The organism is Streptomyces sp. WAC07094 (assembly GCF_036320405.1).
In the GTDB taxonomy this organism is placed as follows: domain Bacteria; phylum Actinomycetota; class Actinomycetes; order Streptomycetales; family Streptomycetaceae; genus Streptomyces; species Streptomyces lannensis.
In genome coordinates this window covers 3,719,588-3,731,455 of sequence record NZ_JAVMJZ010000001.1, presented here as the reverse complement: position 1 = coordinate 3,731,455, position 11,868 = coordinate 3,719,588, and the positions used below count along the sequence as shown (strand labels likewise).

Annotated in this window: 12 protein-coding genes; 5 read left to right on the top strand and 7 right to left on the bottom strand. The window is 70.5% G+C overall.

Annotated features, from left to right (window positions below):
• Positions 1–219 precede the first annotated feature (219 nt).
• Positions 220–1,962 carry a lysine--tRNA ligase gene (gene lysS / locus RCR19_RS16425; RefSeq protein WP_331265828.1) on the top strand — a complete coding sequence of 581 codons (1,743 nt, stop codon included), beginning with the start codon at positions 220–222 and terminating at the stop codon, positions 1,960–1,962.
• Between the two features lie 70 nt (positions 1,963–2,032).
• On the opposite strand, the gene RCR19_RS16420 is transcribed toward lysS, so the two are convergent.
• The 3 genes from RCR19_RS16420 to RCR19_RS16410 form a co-directional block, all read right to left on the bottom strand.
• Positions 2,033–3,373 (bottom strand): DUF2637 domain-containing protein, encoded by a 1,341-nt coding sequence (locus tag RCR19_RS16420; RefSeq protein ID WP_331269459.1) that lies wholly within the window; start codon positions 3,371–3,373, stop codon positions 2,033–2,035.
• A 193-nt stretch (positions 3,374–3,566) separates the two neighbouring features.
• On the bottom strand, positions 3,567–4,448 hold the full coding sequence (locus RCR19_RS16415) for a DUF3558 family protein (RefSeq protein WP_331265827.1): 882 nt from the start codon (positions 4,446–4,448) through the stop codon (positions 3,567–3,569).
• Between the two features lie 124 nt (positions 4,449–4,572).
• Positions 4,573–5,415: a DUF3558 domain-containing protein gene (locus tag RCR19_RS16410; RefSeq protein ID WP_331265826.1), complete on the bottom strand. Its 843-nt coding sequence runs from the start codon at positions 5,413–5,415 to the stop codon at positions 4,573–4,575.
• A 191-nt stretch (positions 5,416–5,606) separates the two neighbouring features.
• Between RCR19_RS16410 and RCR19_RS16405 the strand changes: the two genes are divergently transcribed.
• Entirely contained in the window at positions 5,607–6,800 is a 1,194-nt protein-coding gene (locus tag RCR19_RS16405) for an RtcB family protein (RefSeq protein ID WP_331265825.1), read from the top strand.
• 43 nt (positions 6,801–6,843) lie between these two features.
• Here the strand turns inward: RCR19_RS16405 and RCR19_RS16400 are convergent, their stop codons facing one another.
• The 3 genes from RCR19_RS16400 to RCR19_RS16390 form a co-directional block, all read right to left on the bottom strand.
• Positions 6,844–7,020 carry a hypothetical protein gene (locus tag RCR19_RS16400; protein ID WP_331265824.1) on the bottom strand — a complete coding sequence of 59 codons (177 nt, stop codon included), beginning with the start codon at positions 7,018–7,020 and terminating at the stop codon, positions 6,844–6,846.
• Positions 7,017–7,793 carry an SDR family NAD(P)-dependent oxidoreductase gene (locus RCR19_RS16395; RefSeq protein WP_331265823.1) on the bottom strand — a complete coding sequence of 259 codons (777 nt, stop codon included), beginning with the start codon at positions 7,791–7,793 and terminating at the stop codon, positions 7,017–7,019. The genes RCR19_RS16400 and RCR19_RS16395 overlap by 4 nt, the downstream gene beginning before the upstream one ends.
• 139 nt (positions 7,794–7,932) lie before the next feature.
• Complete coding sequence (locus RCR19_RS16390; RefSeq protein WP_331265822.1) at positions 7,933–8,271, bottom strand: YnfA family protein; 339 nt, start codon at positions 8,269–8,271, stop codon at positions 7,933–7,935.
• A 146-nt stretch (positions 8,272–8,417) separates the two neighbouring features.
• Here RCR19_RS16390 and RCR19_RS16385 point away from each other — a divergent pair, with 146 nt between their 5' ends.
• Positions 8,418–8,876, top strand: coding sequence for a hypothetical protein (locus RCR19_RS16385; protein ID WP_331265821.1), 459 nt, complete (start codon positions 8,418–8,420; stop codon positions 8,874–8,876).
• Positions 8,877–8,958: 82 nt separating this feature from the next.
• Here RCR19_RS16385 and RCR19_RS16380 read toward each other — a convergent pair whose 3' ends face one another.
• A complete protein-coding gene (locus RCR19_RS16380; RefSeq protein ID WP_331265820.1) occupies positions 8,959–9,765 on the bottom strand; it encodes a helix-turn-helix transcriptional regulator in 807 nt (268 codons plus the stop codon).
• A 107-nt stretch (positions 9,766–9,872) separates the two neighbouring features.
• Here RCR19_RS16380 and RCR19_RS16375 point away from each other — a divergent pair, with 107 nt between their 5' ends.
• Both RCR19_RS16375 and RCR19_RS16370 read left to right on the top strand, forming a co-directional pair.
• On the top strand, positions 9,873–10,991 hold the full coding sequence (locus RCR19_RS16375; protein WP_331265819.1) for an LLM class flavin-dependent oxidoreductase: 1,119 nt from the start codon (positions 9,873–9,875) through the stop codon (positions 10,989–10,991).
• Positions 10,988–11,671: an FMN reductase gene (locus RCR19_RS16370; protein WP_331265818.1), complete on the top strand. Its 684-nt coding sequence runs from the start codon at positions 10,988–10,990 to the stop codon at positions 11,669–11,671. Before RCR19_RS16375 ends, RCR19_RS16370 begins: the two co-directional genes overlap by 4 nt.
• Positions 11,672–11,868 lie beyond the last annotated feature (197 nt).

Genomic DNA, 11,868 nt, shown 5'->3' with positions numbered 1-11,868 from the left:
GTGGGTGCCGTTCTCCTCGTGCGAATAGATGGACAAACCCAGTATCCCATGCGGGGTAAAGCGATTTTTCCCTTCGCGGGCCGGACGTCGGCCCGTGCCCGGGCTTCATCGAGGATGTGGCGGGGCCGTGAAAAGGCGTTTTCGTCGTGGCGGCCCCGCCTGGGACAATGGACCGGTCAGCCGTGCGACCGTACCGGCTGCCCATGGAGAAAGAAGGACGTGCCGATCGTGGCTCAGAGCACCGAGACCACCGACTGGGTCTCCCGTTTCGCGGATGAGGTCATCGAGGAGTCGGAGCGTCGGGCCCCGGGCAAACCGGTCGTCGTCGCGTCCGGACTCTCCCCGTCGGGCCCGATCCACCTGGGGAACCTGCGGGAGGTCATGACGCCCCATCTCGTCGCCGACGAGATCCGGCGGCGCGGATACACGGTGCGCCATGTCCTGTCCTGGGACGACTACGACCGCTACCGCAAGGTGCCCTTCGGGGTGCCGGGCGTCGACGAGTCCTGGGCCGAGCACATCGGCAAGCCGCTGACGTCCGTGCCCGCCCCCAAGGGATCGGCCCACCCGAGCTGGGCCGAGCACTTCAAGGCCGCGATGATCGAGTCGCTGGCCGAACTGGGCGTGGAGTACGAAGGCATCAGCCAGACGGCGCAGTACACCTCCGGTGCCTATCGCGAGCAGGTCCTCTTCGCGATGAAGCACCGCGGCGAGATCGACGCCGTCCTCGAGCAGTACCGCACCAGGCCCAAGGCCGCCGCCAAGCAGCAGCAGAAGGCGGTCGACGAGGCCGAGCTCGAGGCCGCCGAGGGCTCCGGCGCGGCCGGCGAGGACGACGGCAGCTCCGGCTCCGCCGGGTACTTCCCGTACAAGCCCTACTGCGGCCGGTGCGGCAAGGACTTCACCACCGTGACGGCGTACGACGACGACACCACCGAGCTGACCTACACGTGCTCGGACTGCGGGTTCACCGAGACGGTGCGGCTGAGCGAGTTCAACCGCGGCAAGCTGGTCTGGAAGGTCGACTGGCCCATGAGGTGGGCCTACGAGGGTGTCGTCTTCGAGCCCTCCGGCGTCGACCACTCCTCCCCGGGTTCCAGCTTCCAGGTCGGCGGCCAGATCGTCGGGATCTTCGGCGGCGAACGGCCCATCGGCCCCATGTACGCCTTCGTGGGCATCAGCGGCATGGCCAAGATGTCCAGCAGCAAGGGCGGGGTGCCGACCCCGGCCGACGCGCTGCGGATCATGGAGCCCCAGCTGCTGCGCTGGCTCTACGCCCGGCGCAGGCCCAACCAGTCCTTCAAGATCGCCTTCGATCAGGAGATCCAGCGACTCTACGACGAGTGGGACAAGCTGGCGCTCAAGGTCGCCGACGACTCCGCGCTGCCGGGCGATGTGGCCGGGTACACCCGGGCGACCGGTACGGCCGCAGGCCCGCTGCCCTCCACCCCGCGCCCGCTGCCCTACCGCACGCTGGCGTCCGTCGCCGACATCACCGCCGGTCAGCCGGACCAGGTGCTGCGCATCCTGTCCGACCTGGACCCGGCCGACCCGCTCACCTCGGTCGACGAGGTCCGGCCGCGGTACGACAGGGCCGAGGCCTGGATCAACACCCAGGTGCCGGCGGACCAGCGCACCGTCGTCCGTACCGAGCCCGACGTCGAACTGCTGAAGTCCCTCGACGAGCAGGGGCAGCAGTCGCTGCGGCTGCTGCTCGAGGGCCTCGCGGAGCACTGGTCCCTGGACGGGCTCACCCACCTTGTGTACGGCGTGCCCAAGGTGCAGGCCGGGTTCTCCGCCGACGCCACGCCCAAGGAGCTGCCGCCGGAGATCAAGACCGCGCAGCGGTCGTTCTTCGCGCTGCTGTACCACCTGCTCGTGGGCCGTGACACCGGTCCGCGGCTGCCCACCCTGCTGCTTGCGGTGGGACAGGACCGGGTGCGCACGCTGCTCGGGGAGTAGGACCTGCCGTACGACGACGGGGGCGCTCGGTGATGGCACCGGGCGCCCCCGTCGTCGTACGTGCCGGGAGTTATGCGATGTGGTCCTCTTCCAGCTCCGCGGTGTGGCGGTTCGTGAAGCGGCTGACCATGCGCTTGGCGTCGTCCGAGGCGAGGCTGATGCGGAACTCCGCCTCGACGTTGTCGATGAACTCGCGCGGTGTCGGATAGCTGCCGTTGATCGACTGCTTGAAGACCTGGTAGTACGACTCCTCGTCCGGTTCCGGTGCGCCGCCGCCCTCGCCGAGCTCGCGCATGCGGTTGCCGGAGACGGGGATGGGGAAGCTCCCGGTGTCCTCGGGAGACGGTTCCAGGGGCTGCTCCGGGGCGGGACTCAGGTACTGGTCCGGAACCGGGTTCGGGTACTGCTCGGGGATCTGGTTCCGGTACTGCTCCGGGATCTCCTGGACGGGGTTCTGGTACTGCTGCGCCTCGTAGAACTGCCAGTGCTCTTCCTCGCCGACGTAGGAAGGTTCCGGCTCGTAGCCCGGGTCGTATCCGCCGTGGTAGTCCGGCGGCTGCTGCTGGGTGTTGAACCAGGGGCTCTGCTCGGGATTCTCGGCCTGGACGGGCTGCTCGGGGTGCTGCCGGCCCTCGAGCTCGGGGCGCGGCTCGCCCGCAGGCGCCGCCTGCTGGGCGACGGGCCCGGTCCCCGCGGTGCGACTTGCCGGAGCCGCGGCCGGCTCAGGCGACGGGGGTATGAGGGCCGGTTCTATCCCGGCCGCGGCCAGGCCCGCGGGGGCGGTGTTCATCAGCGGGACGCCGTACTTCGCCAGCCGCAGCGGCATGAGCGACTCCACCGGCGCCTTGCGGCGCCAGGCGCGGCCGAAGCGGGAGCGCAGGCGGGCCTGGTACACGAGACGTTCCTGTTCCAGCTTGATGACCTGGTCGTAGGAGCGGAGCTCCCACAGCTTCATCCGGCGCCAGAGCAGGAACGTGGGTATGGGGGAGAGCAGCCAGCGGGTCAGGCGGACGCCCTCCATGTGCTTGTCCGCCGTGATGTCCGCGATCCGGCCGATCGCGTGGCGGGCCGCCTCGACGGCGACCACGAACAGCACGGGGATCACCGCGTGCATGCCCACACCCAGCGGGTCCGGCCAGGCCGCCGCGCCGTTGAACGCGATCGTCGCCGCCGTCAGCAGCCACGCCGTCTGGCGCAGGAGCGGGAAGGGGATGCGGATCCAGGTCAGCAGCAGGTCCAGGGCCAGCAGGACGCAGATGCCCGCGTCGATGCCGATCGGGAAGACGTAGGCGAAGTTCCCGAAGCCCTTCTTGATGGCCAGCTCGCGTACGGCCGCGTAGGAGCCCGCGAAGCCGATCCCGGCGATGATGACGGCTCCGGACACGACCACACCGATGAGAATCCGGTGCATCCGTGTCAGCTGCAGTGGCGCGGCCACCTCTACTCCCCTCCCCATGCGTGTTGTTGCGCGCAACAGGGTGGCATACGCGTGTGGCGCATGGGTGGCCGGTCTGTCGAGAGCCCGGTCCGAACGGGACCGGATTTCGGTAACTTCCCTGGTGGCGCTGTGTGTTGGACGGCCCGGCCCATTTTCCGGGATCCGCTCAGTTCTTCTTGGACGCCGACGCGGAGGGGGACGCGCCCTTCGACGTACTCCCGGAAGGGCTCCCGGACGCCGGCTTCGAAGGCGAGGCTCCGCCGTCGCGGTTCGCCGCCGTCACCGCGGACACGGCCTCCTTGACGGCCTTCTCCGCGGCCTTGGTCAGGTCGTCGGCGCTCGGTGTCTTGTCGCCGGCCAGGCCCGCGCCGTTGTAGTCGACGGTGACGACGACGTTCTCCACGCGCGCCACGACCGTCTGCTGCTTGAAGGTGCCTTCCTTCTTCTTCAGGTCGTAGCGTATTGCGGTCCCCTGGTCGCCCACTCCGGTGAGCTGCTCGGGCTCGGTGTTCTTCGCGCCGTCGACGGACTGGGCGTCCTGCACCTGCCGGCCGAAGTAGTCCTTGGCGAGCTTGTCGCCCGCGCCGCGCGTGGCGTTCGACTCGAAGCGCAGCATGGAGACGTTGAGCCAGCGGAACTGGGAGCCCTTGACGCCGTTGTTCTGAAGGCTGCTCCAGGAGCAGCTGGCACGCGTCGCGGTGTCGTCCGAAGCGCCCTCCTTGCCGGACTTCGCCCCCTTCGGCACCAAATCGCCCAATGTCGCGCCCGACAGGACGGCACAGGCCTCGGGCAGCGTCGAGTACGCGGCCGGCTGTACGGCATTGGCCGAGGCGCTCTGTGAGGGCTTCGCGGCCGAGGTCTGCTGCTGTGTGGCGTCGTCGCCCTTGGCGGAGCCGGAGTCCGAGGAGGAGCAGCCGGCGGCGACGAGCACCGCCGGAACGGCGGCCGCGCAGACGAGGAGTCGGCCGAGGCGGGAGTTCCGGCGGGCCGGCTGACGCTCCCCCTGATCGTGCTGATCTCGATGGTCTCGCTGTGCAGGTCGGTGCATGGTTCCTTCACTCATGACGCTCGTGGATCGTGCGGTCGGATCGGGTCCGAGGGGCCACGGTACGCGGTGGGGACGCATGCGGTTCGGGATCGGTTCCTCTGCCCCGGCTGCTCCGGAGCCCTCGTCAGCCGAGCGAACCGGCCAGCTCCCGAGCCAGTTTCCGGGCCCTGTCCTGCATGTCCTTGCTGTCAGGTGCCTGAGCGGTGCCGGCCGGCTGCTCGTCGTACTCGATGGTCACGATCACGTTGGACGTGCGGAACACCACAGTCACGGTGCGCTGCTCGGCGGTGCTCAGCCGGTCGTCGAGGTACGCCTCGTCCCCGAGGTCGTCCAGTGTGCGGGGCTGGAGGTCGGCCGGGGTCTCGGTGGCCGACGGGCTCCCGGAGACGGGGGCGGACGCGGACGCCGGAGGCGAGGCCGTGGCCGTCCCGGAGGGCGTGACGCCGGCGCTCGGCGGGGCGCTCGTGGTCGGCGAGTCTCCGCCGTTCGCGGAACCGCCGGCGGCCCCGGAGACGGGCTCCGGGAGGTTCGCGGCCTCTTCCTTCGTGAAGTAGACGTCGTGGGCGCGATTGTCGTCGGAGACCGAGTTGTCGTACGACACCACGCGCTCGAAGTCGACGTACAGACGGTCAGTGGCGCCGGTCGACTCGGCCTTCCAGCGGCAGCCGGAGCGGCGGTCGTTGTTGTACGTGGGCACGGACTCGCCCTGGTACGACTTGTCCCGCTGCTCCTGGTCCGCCGTCTGCTTGATGCCCGGCAGGAGCGAGTCGAGGATGTCGTGGTTCACCGTGCCGCAGGCGTCGGTGAGGGTGCGGTACTTGCCGGGCTGCGCGGCCGTCGCGCTCGCGGTGACGCCGCCCGCCTTGGAGTCCTCCGCCGCATCGCCGTTGCCGGAACTGCCGGTGCAGGCGGCCAGCAGGGCCGCGAGCAGCACGACGGCGCCCGGTGCGTACGCCTTCCGCTGCACGGTGAGGCTCCTCTCGACGGTCCTGCGGTGTGTGTCCGCTGGTTAATCGGTTGCCGCGTGGGGCGGACCCCTGGAGACAATGTCTATCGCACGCACTGCCGTGAACGCCGGTCCGTTGTCCTGTACGTCGACCTTGGTGCCGGTTTTTGCGTTAAAAGACTTGTGGTGCCTTTCGGGGGGTTGAGTAAGAGATGTCGTATGTAGAGGTGCCGGGCGCGAAGGTCCCGATCCGTATGTGGACGGACCCGGCGTCGGTCGAGGGCGCCGCGATGCAGCAGTTGCAGAACGTGGCGACGCTGCCGTGGATCAAGGGACTGGCGGTCATGCCGGACGTCCACTACGGCAAGGGGGCGACGGTCGGCTCCGTCATCGCCATGCGGGACGCGGTGTGTCCGGCCGCGGTCGGGGTGGACATCGGCTGCGGCATGTCGGCGGTGCGCACGTCCCTGACGGTGAACGACCTTCCGGGGGACCTGTCGCGCCTGCGGTCGAAGATCGAGCAGGCGATCCCGGTCGGCCGCGGGATGCACGACGAGCCCGTCGACCCCGGCGGCTTCCACGGGGTGCCCACCTCCGGGTGGGACCACTTCTGGGGGCGGTTCGACGGGGTGGCCGAGGCGGTGAGGTTCCGCGCGGAGCGTGCCACCAAGCAGATGGGCACGCTCGGCGGCGGCAACCACTTCGTCGAGGTGTGCACGGACACGACCGGTGGCGTGTGGCTGATGCTGCACTCCGGTTCCCGCAACATCGGCAAGGAACTGGCCGAGCACCACATCGGCGTGGCGCAGAGCCTCCCGCACAACCAGGGCCTCGTCGACCGCGATCTCGCCGTCTTCGTCGCGGACACCCCGCAGATGGCGGCGTACCGCAACGACCTGTACTGGGCGCAGGAGTACGCGAAGTACAACCGCACGCTGATGATGGCGCTCCTGAAGGACGTGATCCGCAAGGAGTTCAAGAAGGCGAAGCCGACGTTCGAGCCGGAGATCTCCTGCCACCACAACTACGTGGCGGAGGAGCGGTACGAGGGCATGGACCTGCTGGTGACCCGCAAGGGTGCGATCCGCGCGGGCTCCGGAGAGTTCGGGATCATCCCGGGCTCGATGGGCACCGGCTCGTACATCGTGAAGGGCTTCGGCAACGAGAAGTCCTTCAACTCGGCGTCGCACGGCGCGGGTCGGCGCATGAGCCGCAACGCGGCCAAGCGCCGGTTCACCGCGAAGGACCTGGAGGACCAGACCCGGGGCGTGGAGTGCCGCAAGGACTCCGGCGTCGTGGACGAGATCCCCGGTGCCTACAAGTCCATCGAGCAGGTCATCGAGCAGCAGAGCGACCTCGTGGAGGTCGTGGCCAAGCTCAAGCAGGTCGTCTGCGTGAAGGGCTGACGGCGCGAAGGCCCCCGGTCGGTCACCGGGGGCCTTCGGCGGCTCACTTCGCGTGCCGCACCGCGTAGATCATCACGAAGGCCACGAGGTGGATGCCGAAGAGGAAGTACGCGAGGTAGTACCAGACGAAGCGCTCGCGCTTCTTCTCCAGGGACAGACGCTCCTGCTCCCCGGCGTGATCCGGCTCGCCGGCCGGGGCCGGTTTCGGTTCCTCCGTCATCGCTCCCGCGCGACCTTCGTGTTCGACGCCTGAGCCCGCGGGCGTACCACCAGCAGGTCGATGTTGACGTGGCTGGGGCGGGTGACCGCCCAGGTGATCGTGTCCGCCACGTCGTCGGCCGTCAGGGGCTCGGCGACCCCCTCGTACACCTTCGCCGCCTTCTCGGCGTCCCCGTCGAAGCGGGTCAGCGCGAACTCCTCCGTGCGCACCATGCCGGGGGCGATCTCGATCACCCGCACCGGTGTGCCCACGATCTCCAGGCGCAGGGTCTCGGCCAGGACGTGCTCGGCGTGCTTGGCGGCGACATAGCCCGCGCCGCCCTCGTACGTGCCGTGGCCGGCCGTGGAGGAGACGACCACCACCGTGCCGTCCCCGCTCGCCGTCAGCGCGGGGAGCAGGGCCTGGGTGACGTTCAGCGTGCCGAGGACGTTCGTCTCGTACATCCGGCGCCACTGCTCGGGGTCCCCGGTCGCGACCGGGTCGGCGCCGAGCGCGCCGCCGGCGTTGTTCACAAGGACGCCGATCGTCCTGAACGCCGACGCGAACTCGTCGACCGCGGCGCGGTCCGTGACGTCGAGCGGGTACGCCGTCACCGATCGGCCGGCCGCCGTGAGCTCCTCCGCCAGCGCCTCGATCCGGTCCTTGCGGCGGGCGGTGAGGACCACGCGGTAGCCCGCCCCGGCGAGCTGCCTGGCCGTTGCGGCGCCGATGCCGCTGCTCGCCCCGGTGACCACGGCGATGCGGGAGGCGGCGGGGGGTGCGGCGGCGGTCATGGGGCGGCTCCTCGGGCGGCGGGCTCGGTCCTGCGGTCCGTGTACGGGCGTACGGGCGACCTCTGCCCAAGGATAGGTGGCCGGGGTACGGGCCCGGCGGGGGCGCCCTGGAGACGCCGTTCGGATGCCCGGCCCGCTGTCAGCGGTGGCCCCGTGGGGCCCACATGATCACGGCCATCCCGGCGAGGCAGATCAGCGCGCCCGTCACGTCCCAGCGATCCGGTCGGTAGCCGTCCGCGACCATGCCCCAGGCCAGCGAGCCGGCCACGAAGACACCTCCGTAGGCGGCGAGGATGCGGCCGAAGTTCGCGTCCGGCTGGAGCGTGGCGACGAAGCCGTAGACACCGAGAGCCATCACGCCCGAGCCGATCCACAGCCAGCCGCGATGTTCACGCACGCCCTGCCACACCAGCCACGCGCCGCCGATCTCGAAGAGCGCGGCGACGACGAAGAGGGCAGCGGATCGCAGAATCAGCATGTCGTCAGACTCGCACGCAGCCCCCGGTAGGCCGTACGGGGGCCGCGCGGCACCGCGCGACGCGGGTCACCTGCCCGGCGGTGTCCGCCGTGCCGCCCAGGTGGGATACATGCCGTGATGTCCGGGCCGATGCGGAGGAAGTGGCGATGAGGAAGTGGATGTCGGGCGCACTGGGTGCGGCCGTGGTGGTGGGTGCGGCCATGCCCGCGACGGCTCTGGGCTCCGAGGTGGACATCGCCTACCACGGGTACGTGGCCATGGGGCGCGGTGAGGTGAACGTCCGGCTCACCCCGACGAACCTCGGTCCGAGCATCGAGGACGCCACGGTCCGCCTGCACTGGTCCAAGCCGCTGGCGAAGCTGCAGCAGCTGCCGCGCGGCTGTGCCCGCCACGACGTCAGCACGGTGGTGTGCGGCACGGGAGAGCTCACCGCGAACGGCAAGGGCCGGGAGATCCATCTGCGCCTGCGCCTCGCCGACACGGCGACCGACGAGGTGCGCCTGGAGATCGACTCGGTGTGGGGCGACGACGAGATGGACCGCAATCCGGGCAAGCGCCGTCAGCAGGTCCTGGTCCTCGCCACCGGGGACCGGTACACCTTCTGACGGCCGTGGGGGGAGGCCTCGTCCCCCTCCCGCACGGGCTCACCCGCGCCGCGTCGGCGATCAGGATCCCGCCCGCCACCTCTCACGGGGTGCGAGGGTGGACGTACGCCGTCGGCGGCACCCCCACCGTCGCCGTGAAGTCCCGGACCAGGTGGGCCTGGTCCGCGTAGCCCAGATCCGCGGCCAGGCCCGCCCAGTCCACCGCCCGCTCGGTCTCCGCGCGCTCCAGGGCCTCGTGGATGCGGTAGCGCAGGATGACCCACTTCGGGCCCACGCCCACGTAGGCCGCGAACAGGCGCTGCAGAAGCCGCACGGACAGGCCCTCCGACCGTGCGAAGTCGGCGACGCGCCGGATCGTGCGGTCCGTGCGGATGCGGTCGACCAGGGTCATGGCGAGATCGGCCTGCGGGTCGGGGCGCGGGCCGAGGCCCAGCAGGAACGCGTCCAGGGCGGTCACGCGGTCGCGCTCCGCGTCCGGGGCGAGGACGGCCGCGGGATCCGGGTCGGGGAACACCTCGGGCAGCGGGACGCGGCGGCCGGTCCAGTGCGCCACCGGGTGGCCGGCCGCGAAGGGGCGGAAGCCGCCCGGGCGGAACTGGATCCCGCACACTCGGCCCCTGCCCTGGAGCTTCTGCGTGAACAGCGCCAGACCGATGCCCGCCACCTCGCCCCAGGGCGCCTCGTCGCCGTGCTGCTGGAAGACGACGTTCACCGAAGGGTGCGGGACGACGTGGGAGGCGTACGGCTCCGGGAGGTCCCAGTCGATCAGCCAGTAGTGCTCGAGATACGGACGCAGGGGTGCGGCCGGCTCGTGACGGCGGAAGGTGACCCGCGAGAAGAGTTCGGCGGCGTCGACGATGCCGCGTGTGTCACGGCGGGGGGCGGCCATACAGGGATCGTAGAAGCGCCGGCCGACGGCGGGCGGAATAGCTGAGGGGGCCACGCCGTTTCCGGGTATAGTTGAAGCATCAACAAATCTGGAGGGTGTGAGCGGGTATGCAGTTCGGGATCTTCAGCGTGGGCGACGTCACCATGGACCCGACCACGGGACGGACGCCGAGCGAGCGCGAGCGGATCAAGGCCATGGTCGCCATCGCGCTCAAGGCCGAGGAGGTCGGACTCGACGTCTTCGCGACCGGCGAGCACCACAACCCGCCGTTCGTGCCGTCCTCGCCGACGACGATGCTCGGCTACATAGCCGCGAGGACGGAGAGGCTGATCCTGTCCACCTCCACCACGCTCATCACCACCAACGACCCGGTGAAGATCGCCGAGGACTTCGCGATGCTCCAGCAGCTCGCGGACGGCCGGGTGGACCTGATGATGGGACGCGGCAACACCGGCCCGGTCTACCCCTGGTTCGGGCAGGACATCCGCCAGGGCATCAACCTCGCCATCGAGAACTACGCCCTGCTGCACCGGCTGTGGCGCGAGGACGTGGTGAACTGGGAGGGCCGCTTCCGCACCCCGCTGCAGGGCTTCACCTCCACGCCCCGCCCGCTGGACGGCGTGCCGCCCTTCGTCTGGCACGGCTCCATCCGCTCCCCGGAGATCGCCGAGCAGGCCGCGTACTACGGCGACGGCTTCTTCCACAACAACATCTTCTGGCCGGCCGACCACACCAAGCGCATGGTCGAGCTCTACCGGGAGCGCTACGCCCACTACGGGCACGGCACGGCGGAGCAGGCCGTCGTGGGCCTCGGCGGACAGGTGTTCATGCGGAAGAACTCCCAGGACGCCGTACGCGAGTTCCGGCCTTACTTCGACAACGCGCCGGTCTACGGGCACGGGCCGTCCCTGGAGGACTTCACCGACCAGACCCCGTTGACCGTCGGATCGCCGCAGCAGGTGATCGAGAAGACCCTGGCCTTCCGGGAGTACGCCGGCGACTACCAGCGCCAGCTGTTCCTGATGGACCACGCGGGTCTTCCACTGAAGACCGTGCTGGAACAGCTCGACATGCTGGGCGAAGAGGTCGTTCCGGTGCTGCGCGAGGAGTTCGCCAAGAACCGCCCGGCGAACGTCCCCGACGCTCCCACGCACCGGTCGCTGCTCGCCGCCGAGGAGGCCCGCAAGGTCGCCGAGGAAGTTTCCGAGGAGGTGGACGTCGCATGAAACTCGTGATCGTCTCCGCGGGACTGAGCGTCCCGTCTTCCACGCGGCTGCTCGCCGACCGGCTGGCCGCCGCCGTGGACCGGCAGACCCCCGTCGACATCCGGGTCGTGGAGCTGCGCGACCTCGCCGTGGAGATCGCGCACCACTTCACCAACGGTTTCCCGGGGCGTGCGCTCGCCGATGCGCTGGAGGCGGTGACGGAGGCCGACGGGCTCATCGTCGTCACACCGGTGTTCTCGGCGTCGTACAGCGGACTGTTCAAGTCGTTCTTCGACGTGCTCGACAAGGACGCGCTGGCCGGCAAGCCGGTCCTGATCGCGGCGACCGGGGGCAGCGCCCGGCACTCGCTGGTCCTCGACCACGCCCTGCGCCCGCTCTTCTCGTACCTGCGGGCCGTGGTCGTCCCCACCGGTGTGTACGCGGCCTCCGAGGACTGGGGCGCCGAGGGACTGCCCGAGCGGATCGACCGCGGGGCGGGTGAACTGGTGCGGCTGATGGGCGCGGGTACCGCGCCGGAGACCGCGGTTGTGCCCGAATCGGACGGCTCCCTGCCGAAGCCCGCCGGTCCGGACCGCGAGGCCCGGGCGGACGGCGGGTCCGCCCGGGGCGGCGCCGTCACCCGTTCGCACGGCTTCCAGGTGATCCCCTTCGAGGACCAGCTGGCCGCACTGCACGGCTGAGGCGGGCGGACCGGGCCCGTGCGCCCGCTCACCGGGTGGGTGAGGGGGTGGGCCGCCACCGTCTACCGTTCCGGCCCACCCCTTCCGCGCCGGCCTGTTACCGGAACGGGGGGTTTCCGGGCGGGCCGCGCGGTCCCGTCACCCGGCCGTGCCCTGGGACGGCGGGCCGGGTGGGCTCCGGGCCGGCGTCATGGGTG